We start from the raw sequence: 18,086 nt of genomic DNA, 5'->3' as shown, positions 1-18,086 counted from the left end.
CCAGTCCGCGACCCACCGCGCGTCGACCGCCCGACCGTCCGCCCATGCCTGAAGGCGACACGGTTTTCCTGACCGCGAGCAGGCTGCGCCTCGCGCTCGACGGAAAGACGCTGACCCGCAGTGATTTCCGAGTGCCCCGCTACGCCACCGTCGACCTGCGCGGACAACAGATCGAGAGCATCGGCAGCTACGGCAAGCACCTGTTCATCAGGACACCGGAGGTCAGCGTCCACACCCACCTGAAAATGGAGGGCGAATGGCGCACCTACTGCATCGGGGAACGTTGGACCCGGCCGCGGGTGACCGCACGCCTGGTACTCGGCACCGAGGACACCGAGGCGGTCGGCTTCGCCCTGGGCACTGTCGAGGTGCTGCGCCGTGCGGACGAGCACACCACCATTGATCACCTCGGTCCCGATCTGCTCGGCGCGAACTGGGACGTCGCCGAAGCGATGTGGCGGCTGACCGAGCACCCCGCGCAACCGATCGGACTCGCGCTGCTCGACCAGCGGAACCTGGCGGGCATCGGCAATATCTACCGCAGCGAGATCTGCTTCCTGCGCCGGGTGCACCCGGCCACCGCCGTCGCCGATGTTCCCGATCTGCTGGCACTGGTCAACGAGGCGCATCGGGTGCTCACCAAGGCCGCCACCGAACCGCCGTGGCGCCCGCTGGCCTATGGCCGCACCCGCCGCCCCTGCCAACGCTGCGGCACCCCGATCGTGGTCCACCTGCTCGGCGAAACCGGGCCGGGCGACCGCATCACCCAACGAGAGCGCGGTATCTACTTCTGCCCGCGCTGCCAGCCGCCACCTGCCTGACGGATCCGCCGAGTGCGCACCGACACGCAGAAAGCCCTGCTGCCGGTGCTATTTGCCATTTCATTGCTAATACTTCTCTACCGCCGCGCGACAACTCCATCGGAAGGCGTCCGCGAGCACCATGAGAGCAGGCAAATGATGAGTGGGCCGACCAGAAGGTCGCAGCTGTTCGCGATTGCCGTTCGTCTGCTCTTTGCTGCCGCGGCCATCGCCGCCACCGTGGCGTTGACCTACTGCCTGCTGCATTCGACCGCGCCGACGGGCGATTCGACCACACCTGACCCACGGCCGCCCTCGATCTCCACCGAGGATCTCGGCGAGCGCCTTCCTTGATTCACTAGACCGGTCGTCATAATTACTGCTACCGTCGGAGCATGGCACCACGCACCGGCTCGCGACAGCGCTTCCTCGATGCCGCCGCCGACCTCTTCTATACGCAGAGTTATCACGCCACCAGCTTGAACCAGCTCGTCGCCGCGGGCGGCGCCCCGAAGGGCTCGTTCTACTTCCACTTCCCCGGCGGCAAGGAACAACTCGCAGCCGAGGCGCCCACCCAGTCCGGCGACCGCCTGCGCGAAGCCGTCGACACCATCCTCGGCGGCGACCTGACCACCGTCTTCGACGCGCTGACCGCAATCCTGGTCGACTCCGGCTTCGAGCGCGGCTACCCCATCGCGACCATCGCGCTGGACGCCTCGGCCGACAGCGAACCGATCCGACAAGCCTGTGTCGCCGGTTTCGAGCCCTGGCGCGCAACAGTCGAAAGTTCCTGCGGGACAAGGACATCGAAGCCGAGCGGGCGGCCAGTCTTGCCACCGTCGCGCTCGCCATGATCGAGGGCGCCTTGCTGCTCGCCAAGACCCAACGTGACCCCGCGCCTTTGCATGCGGTCGCCGACCATCTCCGCACCACCTTCGAACGAGAGCTCTCCTGATGCGAATCCATCACCTCAACGGCGGCACCATGCGCCCACTCGGCGGCCGACTCGTCGACGGCACCGGCGGCCTGCTGCGCCGCGCCGAAATGGTCTGCCACTGCCTGCTGATCGAGCTCGATTCCGGGCTTGTTCTGGTCGAGACGGGAATCGGCGAACAGTCGGTGCGCCACCCCAAGGAATGGCTGGGCAGCAAGTTCCTGCTCCTTACCAACCCGGTCCTCGAACTCGAGCAGACGACGGCATACCAGGTAGAGGCACTGGGCTTCCGCCGCGAGGATGTCCGCGACATCGTGCTCACCCACCTCGATCTCGATCATGCCGGCGGCCTCGCCGACTTCCCGAATGCGCGGGTGCACGTGTATGCCGAGGAACTGCGCTCACTCGAAGGCACCCATGGACCCGAGGAGCGCCTCCGCTACAAGGCCCCGCAGTTCAGGCACGGCCCGCACTGGGAAGCGTATTCCGACCTCGGGGAAAGCTGGTTCGGATTCGACGCGGTGCGACAGTTGACCGGACTACCTCCGGAGATTCTGCTGATCCCGCTGTCCGGGCACACCAGAGGACACGCGGGCGTCGCGGTCGACACCGGCAACGGCTGGCTGCTCTCGGCGGGCGACTCGTATTTCCATCCCGGCACGCTGGACTCCGTTCGTCCACGACAGCCGATCGGCGTCTCGATCTTCGAACGCAGCGTGCAGACGCTGCCCGGTCCCCGCATCGAAAACCAGCAGCGCCTGCGCGAGTTGGTGCGCGACCACGGCGACGAGGTGACCACCTTCTCCGCGCACAACGCCGCCGAACTGCGCGCCCTCCAGAACGTGCCGGCCTGACTCGAAACCCTTGACGCTGCACACCCTTCCGATTAACTTACATTTTGTAAGTTAATCGAGGGAGTGCACCGTGAACGATCCGCGACGGTATGTGGTCATCGGAGGCGGGCTGGCCGGGCTCGCCTCCGCCGTCTGGCTGGCCGAGGCAGGCAAGCAGGTCACCCTGCTGGAGCGTCGAGGCAGGCTCGGCGGCCGAACCCACGCCATGAGGGTCGATGCGGTCGACGATCTCCCCGACAATGGCCAGCATGTGATCGCCAGCGGCTACGACCACCTCTTCCGGTATCTGACCAGCATCGGAACCCGCGAGTTCGTCGCCTTCCCGCACCACGCCACGCTGCGCTGGCCCGATGGTCGCCACGCGACCATGGCAACGAAGGGCATCGGCGCACTGCGCACCCTGTTCGGCGCCCACCCCGACGCGAGCCTGCTCGACCGGCTGCGTGCGGCGCGCGCCACCCTGCGCCTCGGCTGGCAATGCCTACACCAGCCTGCCGATCTCGCCGATCTCACCACCGAGCAGTGGTTCCAACGGATCGGCATGCCCGCCACCGCACGCGAGGCGCTGTGGGACTGGCTCGCACTCGGCGTTGCGGCCGAGCCCGTCCAGCAGGAATCGGCGAAAGTACTCGCCGACGTGATGGCCACCGGAATCCGGCTCGGCATCAAACATCGGCAACCTGCCACCATCGGCTATCCGACCACCGACCTGGACACACTCTTCATCACCGGCGCCGAAAAGGTCTTCCAGCGGCACGGAGTCGAAGTCCGCCGACGCGCGGTGGCCCGGCGAATCCACATCGTGGACGGCGTGGTGACCGGCGTTGCGCTGGCCGACGGCACCGTGGTGCCCGCCGACGCGGTGGTGTGCGCGGTCCCCAACTCCAACGTGGGCGGCCTGCTGGAAGAATTACCGGAGCACGCCGAGATCTACGCGGCCGCAGACAAACTCGGCTACACCCCGATCGTGAGCACCAATCTCTACCTGGACCGCCCGCTGGGCACCACGTCGCAGTTCGAGGCGCTGATCGGCGGCACCGGCGTCATCGACGAGGTCTTCGATCGGCAGCGGATGACCGGCCGCAACACCGACAAGGCCTGGCTGTACTGCCTGACCACCAGCGGCGCCTACCAGCAGATCCACAAGACCAACGAAGCAATCGTCGCCGAGCAGATGGAGCTGCTGCGCCGCTACTACCCCGCTGCCGCGGACGCGAAAGTGATTCAGGGCCATGTGGTTCGGATGCCCAAGGCCACCTTTTCCCAAGTGATCGGCACCCATGGGCTGCGGCCGGACCAGCGGACATCGGTGCCGACACTGGTGCTCGCCGGCGACTGGACGGCCACCGACTGGTCGGCCACCATGGAAAGCGCCGTCCAGAGCGCCGCGAAGGCCGTGGACCAGCTGCTTGCGCTACCGTCTGTGTTGTGACCACGGAGCGCTCCACATCCGAGCACCGCGCGGCCCGGGCACGCACCGCAGAGCCCGACACCGCGCCGAAGCGCCGCATGTCCGCGGCCGACCGGCGCACGCAGTTACTGGATGTGGCGCGCGACATCGTGGCCGCCGACGGATTCGGCGCGGTGAGTATCGATCGCGTGGCACGGGAGAGCCAGGTGGCCCGCGCTCTGGTGTATCAGCAGTTCACCGACCTGTCGGGCCTGATGACCGCGCTGCTGGAACGTGAGACGGCCGTCGCGCTGGCCGGCGTCAGCAGCGTCGACTGGTCGGGCACCGACTACGACATCGACGAGGTCGGCCGAGGCGTGCTCGCCTATCTACACGCCGCACCGACCAGCTGGCAGATCATCCTGAGCCCGCCCGACGGCGGTCCGCCCGATCTGCGCGAACGGCTCGAGCTCGGCCGCGCCTATGCGCGCGCGATCGGTGCGCGTCATCTGTCGCGCTTCACCGGAGTCACCGTCGACCCGGACGGCGCGACCGAGCGGATCATGTTGGCGGCCTTGGAAGAACTGGCTCGGCTGCATCTGACCGACCGGGATCGGTACCCGGACACCATGGTGCTGCGTTATCTGCGCTCGCTCGTGGCATGGGCCGCGGACGTCGAAGTGCCTAACAAGACCCGCTGACCTGCGGTTTCGTCATCATCACGAAATCCTCACAGTGCGATTGGTTTTCTTGTTCCAGCGCGGAGAACCGCGCGGGGAAACGAGAGGAAATCCAAACCATGAAGACCAAGACCGCCATTGCCGCAGGAATTTTCGCCCTCGGCGCCATCGCCGCCGGCTCCGGCGTCGCCAACGCCGAGTTCATCGGAAACTACGCGACCTATGAGGCCTGCGCGGCCGACGGCAACTCCCCCAAGACCGGTGGCACCCAGTGGCAGTGCGTCGAGGTCGCCGAAGGCTGGGATCTGCACACCTTCTGATCGATCGAGTTCCGACTACCGACCGGCCCGGAGGGGTCGGGCCGGTCGGACTCCGGCCCGCACGCGGTGTCTGAAGTGCCTTATTCTCAGACCTCGTGCGGGTTTTGGTGATCGAGGACGATGAGGGTCTCGGCAATGAGGTGGCAGCGGGACTACGGTCGGCGGGCTTTGCGGTGGACCTCGCACACCACCTGGCCGACGCCGATCTCAAGATCACCGTCAACACCTACGATTGCCTCGTCGTCGACCGCGGGCTGCCCGACGGTGACGGCCTGCACCTCGTCGCCGCCCAGCGCGCCGTGGGCCTGCGCGTGCCGGTGCTGATACTGACCGCGCGCGACGGGCTCGCGGACCGGATCGCGGGCTTCGACAACGGCGCCGACGACTACCTCGTCAAGCCCTTCGCGCTGGCCGAACTCGCCGCGCGGGTGCGCGCCCTGTGTCGTCGGCGCGAGCAGCCCGCGCCCGCACGGATCGTGCTCGGCGACATCGACATCGATCTGCCGCGCCGCCGCGTGCAGCGCGCGGGCATCCTGCGCTCGCTGACCCCCAAGGAATTCGCCGTGCTCGAACTGCTCGCCACCCGCGCGGGCAGCGTTGTGTCCCGCTCCGAGCTCATCGAATGCTGTTGGGACGAAATGGCCGAACCCGCGTCCAACGTGGTCGACGTGGTGGTCGCGCAATTGCGCCGCAAGCTCGGGGCACCACCGGTGATCGAGACCGTTCGCGGCACCGGCTTCCTGATCGGAAGTGCACCATTCGCACCGTGAGTTCGCTGCCCGCAACCCTCGGCGGCAGGTCCATCGGCTCGGCCGCCGACCGGCCCGCGGTGGCCAGGCTGCGCCGGACCCGCTGGCAGCTGACGGCGCTGATCACCGCGATCACCGCGACGTCGCTGATCATCCTCGGGCTGGTCGCAGCGACGATCGACTCGCGGTCACGCGATCACGCCATCGACAATTCCCTCGACCGCGTGGTGACCGGGCTGTACCGAGCCGTCAACCTGCCGCCCGGCGAGGACATTATCGACCTGAGCCAGCTCGAGAACGACGCCCTCGCCAACGGCGAAACCGCGGTCATGATCGTCAGCTCCGACGGCGACGGCAAGTGGACAGAGAGCTATGCGCACCTGCGCACCTGGTTGCCCGCGGACGACGGTGCCGCCGCCCTGGCCGACGACGCCGTCTTCGCGGGGGAGACGGTGTTCCGCAACGGCTTCGACAATATGGGCCGACCCGTCCGTATCGCAGCGACGCCGATCTCGTGGGAGGATTCCCGAATCCAGGCGGTCGTCATCGCGGGCACGAATCCTGGCCTGTGGGACCGTGATCGAGCGCTGCTGATCTGGGGACTCGTCGTCGGCGGCGCCACGCTCGTCGCACTCTCGGCCATCGCGGGACACCTGCTTTCGGGCCGCAGCATGCGTCAGGCCATGGTGATGGTCGAGGAGCAGGAGCGGTTCCTCGGCGATGCGGCCCACGAACTGCGCACCCCGCTGACCACGCTGCGGCTGGTCACCGAGCCACGCGAACGCGCGCCGCAGGAGAATCAGCGGGCGCTGACCGACGCGCGGGCCCTCGGGGACAGGATGGAGCGCATCGTCGCCGGTCTGCTCGCCAGGGCGCGCATGCAGGCAGGCGTCACCACGATGGAGAAGATACAGCTGCTGCTCGATCAGCTCACCGAATCGGTCGTCGAGGAGTTTCCGAAGGCGAATATCGTTGTCCAGGCCCATCCAACGGTGGTGATCGGCGACCCAGGCCTCCTGAGCCTCGCAGTACGCAATCTGATCGAGAATGCGATCGTGCACGGCGCGGTGAACCGCAGCGCGCCGATCGAGGTGCACGTGGCAGACGGTCGCGTCAGCGTCCGCGATCATGGTGCAGGCATCAATCCGCAGCTGTCGAGCAATCCGTTCCAGCGCGGCGTGACCGCGGGACGCGGCAGCGGCATCGGCCTGGCGCTGGTGGCCTGGATCGCGGACCTGCACGGCGGCAACGCATCGATGGAACCGGCCGCCGGTGGCGGCACCATCGTCTCGATCGCTCTGCCGCCGCCGTCGCTCGGCCACGCCTGACGGCTCAGCTGTCCAGCGGTACCGGTTCCAGAATCTCCGGGCGTGGCTCAGGAGCGGCGACGCGCAGTGCGTCGGCGGAGGCGTCGTCGGGCTGGGTCTGCGAGCGGATCTCGGCCTCGACCCTGGCCTGGTAGGTCTTCACCTCGCGGTCGATGTCGTCGTCGTCCCAGTCGAGTATCGGCGCGACGAGCCCGGCCACCTGTTCGGCGCAGTTCGCGCCGCGGTGCGAATACTCGATGGAGATCCTGGTCCGCCTGGCCAGGATGTCCTCCAGGTGCAGCGCGCCCTCTGCCGCCGCCGCGTAGACGGCCTCCACTTGCAGATACGACGGCGCGTCCGTAATCGGTTGCAGTAGTTCGGGTTTGCCGTCGGCAATGGCCATCACCTCGTCGATGAGCGAGCCGTAGCGGTCCAGCAGGTGCTCGATCCGGTATGGGTGCACGCCGTAGGCCTCGGCCAGCTGCACCGTTTGGTTGATCAGCGCGAAATAGCCGTCGGCGCCCAGCAACGGGACCTTCTCGGTGATCGATGGTGCCACCCGGGCCGGAATATCGTGCGCCGCTTCGTCGACCGCGTCGTAGGCCATCACCCGATAGGTGGTGTACTTGCCGCCCGCGATGCCGACGAGTCCCGGCGCAACCCGCGCGACTGCGTGCTCACGGGAGAGCTTCGAGGTCGAATCACTCTCTCCCGCAAGCAAAGGCCGCAGACCCGCATACACGCCATCGATGTCGGCGGGGGTGAGCGGTGTGACCAGCACCCGGTTCACCCGGTCGAGCAGGTAGTCGATGTCCGCCTTGGTCGCCGCGGGATGCGCGAGGTCCAGATTCCAGTCGGTGTCGGTGGTTCCGATGATCCAATGCGCGCCCCACGGAATCACGAACAGCACCGAAGTGGTGGTCCGCAGGATAATGGCGGAATCGCTGACAATGCGGTCGCGGGGCACCACGATGTGCACGCCTTTGGAGGCGCGCACGTGAAATCGGCCGCGATTGTGCGAGAGCGCCTGCACCTCGTCGGTCCACACACCCGTCGCGTTGATCACCACATGGCCGCGGACTTCGCCGGTGCGGCCGTCATCGCTGTCGCGGACCTTCACTCCGACGACGCGGTCGGCCTCGCGAAGGAAGCCGACGACCTGGGTGGAGGTGCGGATGACCGCACCGTAATGCGCGGCGGTCCGGGCGACGGTCATCGTGTGCCTGGCGTCGTCGACGACGGTGTCGTAGTAGCTGACGCCGCCGATCAGCGAATCGGGCCGCAGGCCCGGCGCCAACCGCAGTGCGCCGTGACGAGACAGATGACGTTGCCCTGGAACGGATTTGGAGCCACCCATGGTGTCGTAGAGCACCAGACCGGCCGCCACATACGGGCGCTCCCAGGCACGGTGGGTCAGCGGGTAGAGGAAGCACAGCGGTTTCACCAGGTGCGGCGCCAGCGTGGACAGCGCGAGTTCGCGCTCGCGCAGCGCCTCACGCACCAGCCCGAACTCCAACTGCTCCAGATACCGCAGGCCGCCGTGGAACATCTTCGAGGACCGACTGGAGGTACCGGAGGCGAGGTCACGCGCCTCGACCAGGGCAACACTGAGGCCGCGGGTCGCCGCGTCCAGCGCGATTCCGGCCCCGACCACGCCACCGCCCACCACGACGACATCGAAGTGATCCTTGCCGAACCGCTCCCATGCCGCCGCGCGCTGCTGGGGGCCGAGAAACTGCGATTGCGGATTCTTGGTCATTGCTCGACTCCTCCAGCCGACGACGGCGTCGGGTGTAGACGACGTTGTGGGTGTTCACGGGCACACGATCGAGCTGCTCCGGGTACAGGCTATGCGAGTCGAGGACGAATCCTCGGCCGTGGTGCCGGCCGTGTCGCCGGGGAGCTACCCGCCGGTAACCGAGGTCCACAGTAGTCCGGCGACACCCACCGCGCGAGGCGATGCGCAGCGCGCTCGACACCCACCGTGTCGCGTCGTTCGACCCGCAGCGCGCACCGCATTTAGTAGCCTGCACGAATGCGTCGCTATGTGGCCGCCATTGATCAAGGCACGACGTCGAGTCGGTGCATCGTGTTCGACAGGCAGGGCCGCGTGGTCGGCGTCGCCCAACGGGAGCACGAGCAGATCTTCCCGCGGCCGGGCTGGGTCGAACACGATCCGGAAACCATCTGGCGCAATACCGCATTCGTCCTCGGTGAGGTTTTGCAGACCACCGGTCTCGGCGCGGACGACATCGCGGCGGTCGGCGTGACGAATCAGCGCGAGACAACGGTGGTGTGGGAACGCGCCACCGGCAAGCCGATCTACAACGCCATCGTCTGGCAGGACACCCGCACCGACCGGCTGGTGACCGAACTGGGCGGCGAGTACGGCGCGACCCGCTATCAGGACCGCACCGGCCTGCCGCTGTCCACCTACTTCGCCGGACCGAAGCTGCGCTGGATCCTCGATCATGTCGAGGGCGCGGCAGCACGCGCCGAGGCCGGCGAGCTGTGTTTCGGCACCATCGACAGCTGGGTGCTGTGGAACCTCACCGGCGAGCACATCACCGACGTGACCAATGCGTCGCGCACCATGCTGATGGATCTTCGCACGCTGCAATGGGATCCACAGATCTGCGCGGAATTCGCCGTGCCGCAGGCGATGCTGCCGCAGATCCGCAGTTCGTCGGAGGTGTACGCGGCGATCACGGCGGGCCCACTGGCCGGTATTCCGGTCGCAGGCATCCTCGGCGATCAGCAGGCGGCAACCTTCGGCCAGGCCTGCCTGGCCCCCGGCGAGGCCAAGAACACCTATGGCACCGGCAATTTCATGCTCTTGAACACCGGGACGACGCCGGTGGTCAGCAAGCACGGACTGCTCACCACCGCGTGCTACCGGCTCGGCAACGAGCCCGCGGTGTACGCGCTGGAGGGCTCGATCGCAGTCACCGGCTCACTGGTGCAGTGGTTCCGGGACAACCTCGGCATTATCTCCGCGGCCGAGGAGATCGAACCGCTGGCCCGCAGCGTCGACGACAACGGCGGCGCCTATATCGTGCCCGCGTTTTCCGGGCTGTTCGCGCCGCGCTGGCGGCCGGATGCTCGCGGCGTGATCGCCGGCCTCACCCGCTTCGTCAACAAAGGCCACCTGGCGCGAGCAGTGCTGGAGTCCACCGCATTTCAGACCCGCGAGGTGGTGGACGCCATGCGCGCGGATGCCGAATCCGAACAGCTCGACCTGGAACTGACGACACTGAAGGTGGACGGTGGCATGGTCGGCAACGACCTGCTGATGCAGTTCCAATCCGACATTCTCGACGTCCCGGTCGTCCGCCCGGTGGTCAACGAAACCACCGCTCTCGGTGCGGCCTACGCCGCCGGACTCGCGGTCGGCTACTGGCCGAATACCGATGACATCCGCGCCAATTGGGCGGCCGACAAGACCTGGGAACCGACGATGTCTGCCGAGGACCGCGACCATCACCTGGCAGAGTGGAACAAGGCTGTGGAACGAACCTACAACTGGGCCTCTTGAGCGACCCGAACCGCCAGTGGCACAGCCTATTCGGCGGCGAGCAAGCTAATCCAGCCATGGCATTTCAGATGCAGGAGCCGTGGGCTACCTCGCGCTCTGCGAGGCAACCCACGGCTACGCCGCGGTGATTCGCGCTGATCGTGGACTAGAACTCGGACAACGGCAGAGCGGCGGGCTGGCACCACGTCGTCACCGGCTGGCAGGGCGGCGGCGGAGGCGGACAGTCGGTTGTCACAGGCTGACAAGGACCCGCCGTGGCAATGCTCGGCGCAAGAAACACCATGCCGCCGGCAATCAGCGCACCCGTAATGAATTTCGCGATCATGAATTGATTCCCTCCCGTTGAGATCCAATACGGACGCTACCGCGGCGGTTAACTCCACAGCGAGAGGATCGATCAGCTTGGCAGTCCGAAAGACGATGTGGCAGTCACTGATTCACGACAGCACGCGCCAAGCGGTCGATAGCCTCGGTCAGCGTCGTGGCATCCGAGGTGGTGAAGCACATGCGCATCGAGTTGCGGTAGCCGCCGTCGACAGCGAAGGCGGAGCCGGGGACGTAGGCGACACCTTCGGCCAGTGCGCGCGGGAGGAGCGCCTGGGTGTCGGTGTCGTCGGTGAAGTCGGCCCAGACGAACATGCCACCGGTCGCGTCGGTGCAGACGATCCGATCGCCGAATCGGTTGCGCACGGCGTGCACCAGGGCCTTGGCCCGGGTGCCGTAGGCGGTGCGGACGTTGTCGACGTGGGCGGTGAGCCAGGTCTCGTCGGCGAGTAGCTCGGCGGCGATCTGCTGGGTGAGTGCCGAACCGCACAGGTCCGCCCCCTGTTTCAGCAATTCCACCCCGCGGCAGACCTGGTCCGGTGCAACCATCCAGCCGACGCGCAGGCTGGGCGAGAGGATCTTCGAGGCGCTGGAGAGCCGAATCACGTTGCCCGAGTACGTGGCAACCGGTTCGGGGGCGGGGCTGTCGAACCACAACTCGCCATATGGATCGTCCTCGATCACCCAGAAGCCGTGCGCATCGGCCAGTTCCGCCAGCTCGCGACGACGCTGTTGGCTCATCGTCACCCCGCCGGGGTTGTGGAAGTTGCTGACGGTGTGCACGAACGCGGGACGTTCGCCGCGCCCGAGTAGCTCCGCGAGCACGTCGACCCGCATACCCTCGGCATCCAGCGGCACCGCGATGATCCGCGCCCCAGCTGCCCGGAACACTTGTAGCGCACCGACATACGCCGGATCTTCGACAACTACCAGTGCGCCGGGATCCAGCAGTACCTCGGCAAGCAGCGAAAGCGCCTGTTGCGAGCCGTGGGTGACGAACACCTCGTCGACCGGGACGACGCGGCCGAGCCGGGCCGACTCCCGCTCGGCGAGTACGGCGCGCAGCGGCGCCCAGCCGGGCGATTCGGTGTACTGCAGGCAGCTCGAATCGCTCAGCGCAGTCTCCGCAGCGGCGGCGATCCGCTCGCGCGGCATCAGCGCGGCATCGGGCAGGCCACCTGCCAGGCCGATCACGTCGGCTCGGGTGGTGAGCTTCAGCAGATCGCGGATCGCTGAGCTCTGCAGACTGCCGAGCTTGCCTGCGAGCGGTGGGATAGTCGGCGGCATGCGCACCTCCGGGGACACCATGGACACGTGACCCAACTGTCCCAGATCAAGTACCAGAATATGAAACTGCTTCCCATATTATGGGAATTAATCAACGTTCCCGGACCGCGAAGATCAACTTCTTGCCGTCCCGGTCGACCGTGGTGACCGTTTGCGGGTACACGATGGTCGTGCCGTTGGCACGGTGCTCGGTCAGGTCCACATCGTAGGCATCCGGGGCCGCCTCGGTGATCCGCACGCAATGCGTGGTGCCCACCGGGATCTCCTCGTTGATGGCCTTCTGCAGGATTTCCGCGGGTGACAAGTACTCCGCATCCGGCGCGAGGTAGCTGCGGGCCCGCTCGCCACTGCGCTCGACGTAGTAGGCGTACTGGAAACCGAGAATCGCGCCTGCTCCGCTATTGGTATCACCGGCACCATTGCCGACGGTCACCTTGCCGTCCTTGCTTGCCGGGCAGCTCAACGCGGCTGTCGGCGTAACAGGCGGCGGCGCCGCGGACCCGCCGCCGCTATCGCGGTTCACCGCAATGATGGTCGCCACCAGCGCGCCCACGACCGCCGCCGCGGCGACCGAGCCGAGCGCGATCCAGCGGCCGCGCGAACCCTTCTTCTGCCGATTCGTGGTGAACACCGGGGTCGGGATGGCGCTGGGAGCCAGGCGCTTGGCAATGGGATCGTCCGACCACGACAGGCCGGGCCCGGAAGCCGGCGGTGGCGTCGGGACACCGCCGCCGTCGGCGGGCCGATTCCACCACGTATCGCGTTCGACACCGGGCGACGCCGCCTGTGGACCGGGAACGGTGAGATCTTCGTCCGCATCGACCGGAGGCTGCGGCGACGGCTGGACCGGCGGCACGGGCGGCGGCGCATCGGAAAAGACCGTAGTGTCGGGCGCTCGATACTGCGCGGGCGGGGGCGGCATCGCCGGCGGTTCGTCCGCCGGACGCCAGATCAGCTCGGGATGATCGGCCGCGGGCTCCGACCACTGCGGCGGTTGACCACTCGTCGGCGGACCGAAATCGTCCACGGGCGGACCGAAGTCACCCATGGGAGGGCCGAATTCGCCGACCGGCGGCCCGAATTCCGATACCGGCGGGCCGAACTCGCCCATCGGTGGACCGAATTCCGACCTGGGCTGGCCGGATTCTCTGCCCTTCGCATCGTCCTCGGAACCCACACCAAATCCTTTCCCCAGGACACACGTGTGGGGCGGTCGCGAACGACCGCCCCACCCGTCGAATCAGCTCGTGTCAGTACTGGAGCGAGCCACCCCACTGAGTCGTGACACCAGCAATGTTGACCGTCTGCGGAAGCAGTTCACCCGGCTGCACCGGAAGTTTAACCTGCGCTGCCGCCTCGAGGGCAGCCGCGCCACCGGGCTGTGCCGCGATCCAGTGCTCGACGGCCGCCTTCGCCTTGTTCAGCTCGGTGGTGTCGAGAACGACGGTGTTCTTGTTGTCGGCCAAGCCCTCGCCACCGGTGTAGCTGGTGAGCTTGATGGTGTTGGCATCGACGTACTCGACCGAAACGCCGGCCTCGCCCGCACCGGTCGGGGTGTGGTAGCCGACGGTGCCGACATAGCCCGCCGCGTTGTTGAAGTGGTGGGTGTTGGCCGCGAAGCCGGGCAGCGCGCCACCACCGTCGATGTTCGCGCCGAGCTCCGCGTGCGGACCGGTCATCTCGACGACCGGAGCTGCAGGCGCGGCCTGCAGACGCGGCGCCTGCCAGCGCGGCGGCTGCTGCACCAGGGTCTGCGATTCGGGCTGTGCCGCCTCGGCATTCGCCTCGCTGCCCGGTGCGGCGCCGGGGGCGCCCGGCTGGGTCGCGCCCGGCTGGACCGGCTTCGCGTCGGTGCCGGCGGGATCCGGCACGACAACAGGCTGAGCGGGCGGCTGCTGACCGGGAACCGGTAGCGGCGCAACCCGCGGGGTGGTCACACCCGGCTGGGTCGGCGCGGCGAGCTTCGGATCCTTCGGATTCGGCATCACCTGGTTGGGGTCCGGCGTGGTGACACCCGGCTGGCTCGGCGTCGGCTTGGACTCCGGCTTACCAGGTTCCGGCTTGGTCTCCGGCTTGTTCGGCTCCGGCTTGGTGGTTTCCGGCCCCTGGTCCGCAGGCGCATCGGTGCCCGGCTGTGCCGGTGCAGGTGTGGTCGGTGTGGTCGGCTCATTGGGAACTGCCCCCGCCGGCGCCGCGAAGAGAGTGGCCACAGCGGCCGCAGTGGCCAGCGGCAACGATGTACTCGCCATCGCTCGCTGCGCCCGACTCGGCTTACGATGTTTCACTTTTCGCAAATCCCTTTCCCGGGTGCGACCGAACCGACCGCACTCAGTTGTCTCTGGTGAGACGCACGGCCGCCGAACGGCTTCAGGGCCGCTCGCCGTATCCCGTTTGGAAAGGAGCAAGCCCCCCATACAGAAAACCTCGCGACCGCCCGCCGATCGCATCTCTGCGGGAAGTGAACCACATGTGAGCCGCACTGGCAATGCAATGAAATATGCCCAACGCCAGGAACACTCACGCAGCCGCGATCAGCGCCCCCAACGCGACCGATCCGGGGCCGAGAACCGGCTGTCAGTCCAAGTCGTCGTGGCGCATCAGCAGGCGTGCGGCCTCGGTAACCGAGCCGGTCAGGGACGGGTACACCGAGAAGGTCTGGGCGAGATCGTTGACGGTCAAATTGTTCTGCACCGCAAGGGCAATCGGCAGAATGAGCTCCGAAGCGATGGGGGCCACCACCACGCCGCCGATGACCACGCCGGTCGCGGGCCTGCAGAAGATCTTGACGAAACCTCGTCGCAAACCCGACATCTTGGCGCGCGGGTTGGTGTTCAGGGGCAACATCACCGTGCGGGCGGGCGTCTCACCATTGTCGATGGCGGTCTGGCTCACGCCGACCGTCGCGATTTCCGGGCGCGTGAACACCGCGGAAGCCACAGTCTTCAAGCGAATCGGGCTCACGCCCTCACCCAGTGCGTGATACATCGCGATGCGACCCTGCATCGCGGCCACCGAGGCCAGCGGCAGCAGGCCGGTGCAGTCACCCGCGGCATAGATGCCGGGCACCGAGGTACGCGACACCCGATCCACCCGCAGATACCCGCGGTCGAGCTCGATGCCGACCCGCTCCAGACCGAGACCATCGGTATTGGGCGTCGAACCAACGGTCATCAACGCATGGGTGCCGGTGACGGTCCTGCCGTCGGACAGCTTGACCACGATGCCGTCGGCGGTGCGCTCCACCGCGTCGGCGCGCGCGTGCTTGACCAGCTCGACGCCGCGCTCGGCGAGCGCGTCCTCCAGCACGAGCGCGGCGTCCGCGTCCTCGCCGGGCAGCACCCGGTCGCGGCTGGACACCAGCTTCACATGCACACCCATTTCGGTGTACGCGGAGACGAATTCGGCGCCTGTGACACCGGAACCGACCACGACCAGCGTCTCCGGCAGCTCCTGCAGGTCGTAGAGCTGACGCCAGTTCAGGATGCGCTCACCGTCCGGCTCGGCGCCGGGCAACACGCGCGGGCTCGCACCGGTGGCGATCAACACCACCTCGGCCTCGACGATCCGCTCCTCACCGCTGTCGAGAATCGCGCGCACCTGATGCGCGGCGAGACCGGTCGCGGCATCGATCAGCTGCCCGTGTCCTGCGAGCACCGTCACCCCGACGGTCTGCAGCTTCGACCGAATATCCGAAGACTGTGCGAGCGCAAGCGCTTTCACACGGCCGTTCACCTCGGGCAGCTGGATGGTCGCCTGGCTCGGATCCAGGGTGATGCCCAGGTCACGGGCGCGCCGCAGGTCAGTGCGCACGCCGGTCGATGCGATGAAGGTCTTCGAGGGCACACAGTCCCACAGCACGCACGCGCCGCCGATGCCATCGGAATCGATCAGGGTCACCGATGCGCCGTGCTGCGCCGCAACGAGCGCCGCTTCGTAGCCGGCCGGCCCGCCACCGATGATCGCTATGCGGGTCATGGATACCTCCGCTCGAGCAGTTCGACCGGGATCTCCGGTACCTCGGACAACGTTAGCTGGGGCAGTTTGCCGCTGCTACGCGTGGTTGCGGCCGTAGTGGCGGCGCGCACAACACGGACATCTGCCGGGATAGAGTCGATGTGCGGCGGTTATTGGATACCCTTTGCTGGTGCCGATCTACGCCGCCTACGGGTCGAACATGGACTCGTCTCAGATGCTCGAGCGCTGTCCGCACTCCCCCATGTCCGGTACGGGCTGGTTGGAGGGCTGGCGTCTGACCTTCAGTGGCGACGACATCGGCTGGGAGGGGCCGCTGGCCACCGTCGTCGAAGAGCCGGGGTCCCGGGTCTTCGTCGTGCTCTACGACGTCTCACCGGAGGACGAGCAGCGGCTGGACCGTTGGGAGGGCTCCGACTTCGGAATCCATCGCAAGGTCCGGCTACGCGTCTCGCCGAATCCGGGTAGTGGCGCCCAGCCGATCCTCGCCTGGCTGTACGTACTCGACGCCTACGAGGGCGGCCTGCCCTCCGCGCGATATATCGGTGTGATCGCGGACGCGGCCGAGAAAGCAGGCGCGCCCGAGGACTACGTGCATTCCTTGCGCACCCGCAACAGCCGCAATGTCGGTCCCGGCAATTTCGGCTGACCCCACGCGCTCTCCGACAAAAGCAGCTGCGGCCGGACCCATTGGTCCGGCCGCAGCTGTCTGCGCAATGTCCGGTCGCTCAGCCCGCTTGCAGCACGATGTTGCTCAGCACGCGGACTCCGACCGCAAGCGCCCGCTCGTCGAGGTCGAACGTCGGCTGGTGCAGGTCGAGCTGTTCGCCGTGACCCGACCAGACGCCGAGCCGCGCCATCGCGCCGGGCACTTCCTCCAGATACCAGGAGAAGTCCTCGCCGCCGCCGGACTGCATGGTGTCGGCGAGCGCGTCCGGACCGATCTCGCGGATCGCGTCCTCGAACATCCGCGTCGACTGCTCGTCGTTGACCACCGGTGGCACCCCACGCTTGTAGTTCAGCTGGTACCGCACGCCGGTCGGGGCGAGCAGGCCGTCCACGATCTCGCGCACCATCGGCTCCAGTAGCGACCAGGTCGCGTGGTCGCCGGTGCGAACGGTGCCGGTGAGCATGCCGGTCTGCGGAATCGCGTTGGGCGCCTTGCCTGCGCTGACCGCGCCCCACACCATAACGGTGCTGGTGCGTGGATCGATGCGACGGCTCAGCAGCCCGGGCAACCCGGTGATCACGGTGCCGATCGCATAGACCAGATCACTGGTCAGATGCGGACGCGACGTGTGGCCGCCCGGCGAATCGAGCACCAGCTCGATCGTGTCGGCAGCCGAGGTGATCGCCCCGACGCGGATTCCGATGCGCCCGACTTCCAGCCGCGGATCGCAGTGCAGCGCGAAGATCCGCTCCACACCCTCCATCGCACCGGTGGCCACCACGTCGATCGCGCCGCCCGGCATAACCTCCTCGGCGGGCTGGAACACCAGCCGCACGCCCTGCGGCAGATCGGCGTCGGCGAGCGCGAGCGCGGTGCCGAGCAGAATCGTGGTGTGTGCGTCGTGCCCACAGGCATGCGACACGCCCGGCACAGTCGAGGCGAAGCTGAGCCCGGTGAACTCCTGTAGCGGGAGTGCGTCCATATCGGCGCGCAATCCGATCCGCGGTCCATCCGGTCCGATGTCACAGATGAGCCCGGTGCCGCCCGGAAGCCGTCGGGGCGAAAGCCCAGCCTTCGTCAGCCACGCCGAGACGAACTCGGTGGTGGCGAACTCGGTACGAGAAAGCTCCGGGTTGGCGTGGATATGCCTGCGCCATTGGACGAGGTCGACCGTGTGCTCGGCCAACCATGTCTCGACCGCTTCCTGCCCGGTTCGCACGGTGTCCGACGATGCGACGCTCGCCGAACTCTCCGTGGTTGCCGG

At 67.4% G+C, this 18,086-nt stretch carries 16 protein-coding genes and 1 pseudogene; 11 read left to right on the top strand and 6 right to left on the bottom strand.

What is annotated here, in order from left to right; genetic code table 11:
- Positions 1-44: 44 nt before the first annotated feature.
- The 9 genes and pseudogenes from ACLMAL_RS22010 (at position 45) to ACLMAL_RS21970 (ending at position 7,055) form a co-directional block, all read left to right on the top strand.
- Entirely contained in the window at positions 45-821 is a 777-nt protein-coding gene (locus ACLMAL_RS22010) for a DNA-formamidopyrimidine glycosylase family protein (RefSeq protein WP_412000794.1), read from the top strand.
- Between the two features lie 12 nt (positions 822-833).
- A complete protein-coding gene (locus ACLMAL_RS22005) occupies positions 834-1,154 on the top strand; it encodes a hypothetical protein (RefSeq protein WP_412000793.1) in 321 nt (106 codons plus the stop codon).
- A gap of 41 nt (positions 1,155-1,195) precedes the next feature.
- Positions 1,196-1,755, top strand: a pseudogene (locus tag ACLMAL_RS22000) (TetR/AcrR family transcriptional regulator).
- Positions 1,755-2,588, top strand: coding sequence for an MBL fold metallo-hydrolase (locus tag ACLMAL_RS21995; RefSeq protein ID WP_412000792.1), 834 nt, complete (start codon positions 1,755-1,757; stop codon positions 2,586-2,588). Before ACLMAL_RS22000 ends, ACLMAL_RS21995 begins: the two are co-directional and overlap by 1 nt.
- Before the next feature lie 70 nt (positions 2,589-2,658).
- Positions 2,659-4,020 (top strand): hydroxysqualene dehydroxylase HpnE, encoded by a 1,362-nt coding sequence (hpnE, locus tag ACLMAL_RS21990; protein WP_412000791.1) that lies wholly within the window; start codon positions 2,659-2,661, stop codon positions 4,018-4,020.
- A complete protein-coding gene (locus tag ACLMAL_RS21985; RefSeq protein WP_412000790.1) occupies positions 4,017-4,679 on the top strand; it encodes a TetR/AcrR family transcriptional regulator in 663 nt (220 codons plus the stop codon). Before hpnE ends, ACLMAL_RS21985 begins: the two co-directional genes overlap by 4 nt.
- 98 nt (positions 4,680-4,777) lie before the next feature.
- A complete protein-coding gene (locus ACLMAL_RS21980) occupies positions 4,778-4,978 on the top strand; it encodes a hypothetical protein (RefSeq protein ID WP_328409643.1) in 201 nt (66 codons plus the stop codon).
- Between the two features lie 95 nt (positions 4,979-5,073).
- Positions 5,074-5,748 (top strand): response regulator transcription factor, encoded by a 675-nt coding sequence (locus ACLMAL_RS21975; RefSeq protein WP_328409641.1) that lies wholly within the window; start codon positions 5,074-5,076, stop codon positions 5,746-5,748.
- Positions 5,745-7,055, top strand: a complete 1,311-nt coding sequence (locus ACLMAL_RS21970; protein ID WP_412000789.1) for a sensor histidine kinase — start codon at positions 5,745-5,747, stop codon at positions 7,053-7,055. The genes ACLMAL_RS21975 and ACLMAL_RS21970 overlap by 4 nt, the downstream gene beginning before the upstream one ends.
- Positions 7,056-7,059: 4 nt before the next feature.
- Here ACLMAL_RS21970 and ACLMAL_RS21965 read toward each other — a convergent pair whose 3' ends face one another.
- Positions 7,060-8,793: a glycerol-3-phosphate dehydrogenase/oxidase gene (locus tag ACLMAL_RS21965; RefSeq protein WP_412000788.1), complete on the bottom strand. Its 1,734-nt coding sequence runs from the start codon at positions 8,791-8,793 to the stop codon at positions 7,060-7,062.
- Between the two features lie 276 nt (positions 8,794-9,069).
- Between ACLMAL_RS21965 and glpK the strand changes: the two genes are divergently transcribed.
- Positions 9,070-10,569 carry a glycerol kinase GlpK gene (gene glpK / locus ACLMAL_RS21960; RefSeq protein WP_412000787.1) on the top strand — a complete coding sequence of 500 codons (1,500 nt, stop codon included), beginning with the start codon at positions 9,070-9,072 and terminating at the stop codon, positions 10,567-10,569.
- A gap of 429 nt (positions 10,570-10,998) precedes the next feature.
- On the opposite strand, the gene ACLMAL_RS21955 is transcribed toward glpK, so the two are convergent.
- The 4 genes from ACLMAL_RS21955 to ACLMAL_RS21940 all read right to left on the bottom strand — a co-directional run bounded on the left by ACLMAL_RS21955 (position 10,999) and on the right by ACLMAL_RS21940 (position 16,155).
- Complete coding sequence (locus ACLMAL_RS21955) at positions 10,999-12,180, bottom strand: PLP-dependent aminotransferase family protein (RefSeq protein WP_412000874.1); 1,182 nt, start codon at positions 12,178-12,180, stop codon at positions 10,999-11,001.
- Between the two features lie 91 nt (positions 12,181-12,271).
- The gene (locus ACLMAL_RS21950) at positions 12,272-13,357 is read right to left on the bottom strand and encodes a hypothetical protein (RefSeq protein WP_412000786.1); all 1,086 of its coding nucleotides are present in this window, start codon (positions 13,355-13,357) and stop codon (positions 12,272-12,274) included.
- A 73-nt stretch (positions 13,358-13,430) separates the two neighbouring features.
- Positions 13,431-14,429, bottom strand: coding sequence for a hypothetical protein (locus ACLMAL_RS21945; protein ID WP_412000785.1), 999 nt, complete (start codon positions 14,427-14,429; stop codon positions 13,431-13,433).
- Positions 14,430-14,754: 325 nt separating this feature from the next.
- On the bottom strand, positions 14,755-16,155 hold the full coding sequence (locus ACLMAL_RS21940) for an NAD(P)H-quinone dehydrogenase (protein WP_412000784.1): 1,401 nt from the start codon (positions 16,153-16,155) through the stop codon (positions 14,755-14,757).
- 169 nt (positions 16,156-16,324) lie between these two features.
- Here ACLMAL_RS21940 and ACLMAL_RS21935 point away from each other — a divergent pair, with 169 nt between their 5' ends.
- Positions 16,325-16,801 carry a gamma-glutamylcyclotransferase gene (locus tag ACLMAL_RS21935; protein WP_328409628.1) on the top strand — a complete coding sequence of 159 codons (477 nt, stop codon included), beginning with the start codon at positions 16,325-16,327 and terminating at the stop codon, positions 16,799-16,801.
- Positions 16,802-16,880: 79 nt separating this feature from the next.
- Here the strand turns inward: ACLMAL_RS21935 and ACLMAL_RS21930 are convergent, their stop codons facing one another.
- Positions 16,881-18,041, bottom strand: a complete 1,161-nt coding sequence (locus tag ACLMAL_RS21930) for a M20 family metallopeptidase (protein WP_328412760.1) — start codon at positions 18,039-18,041, stop codon at positions 16,881-16,883.
- Between the last annotated feature and the right edge of the window lie 45 nt (positions 18,042-18,086).

The organism is Nocardia sp. CWNU-33 (assembly GCF_046764895.1).
Lineage (GTDB): Bacteria > Actinomycetota > Actinomycetes > Mycobacteriales > Mycobacteriaceae > Nocardia.
The sequence above is the reverse complement of the archived record's forward strand: the minus strand, read 5'-3'. Positions and strand labels throughout refer to the sequence as shown.

Coding starts and splice junctions, on each gene's coding strand:
- glpK (WP_412000787.1), top strand. CDS start 9,070: ATGCGTCGCTATGTGGCCGCCATTGATCAAGGCACGACGTCGAGTCGG.
- ACLMAL_RS21965 (WP_412000788.1), bottom strand. CDS start 8,793: ATGACCAAGAATCCGCAATCGCAGTTTCTCGGCCCCCAGCAGCGCGCG.
- ACLMAL_RS21995 (WP_412000792.1), top strand. CDS start 1,755: ATGCGAATCCATCACCTCAACGGCGGCACCATGCGCCCACTCGGCGGC.
- ACLMAL_RS21940 (WP_412000784.1), bottom strand. CDS start 16,155: ATGACCCGCATAGCGATCATCGGTGGCGGGCCGGCCGGCTACGAAGCG.
- ACLMAL_RS22010 (WP_412000794.1), top strand. CDS start 45: ATGCCTGAAGGCGACACGGTTTTCCTGACCGCGAGCAGGCTGCGCCTC.
- ACLMAL_RS21955 (WP_412000874.1), bottom strand. CDS start 12,180: ATGCCGCCGACTATCCCACCGCTCGCAGGCAAGCTCGGCAGTCTGCAG.
- ACLMAL_RS21945 (WP_412000785.1), bottom strand. CDS start 14,429: ATGGCGAGTACATCGTTGCCGCTGGCCACTGCGGCCGCTGTGGCCACT.
- ACLMAL_RS21980 (WP_328409643.1), top strand. CDS start 4,778: ATGAAGACCAAGACCGCCATTGCCGCAGGAATTTTCGCCCTCGGCGCC.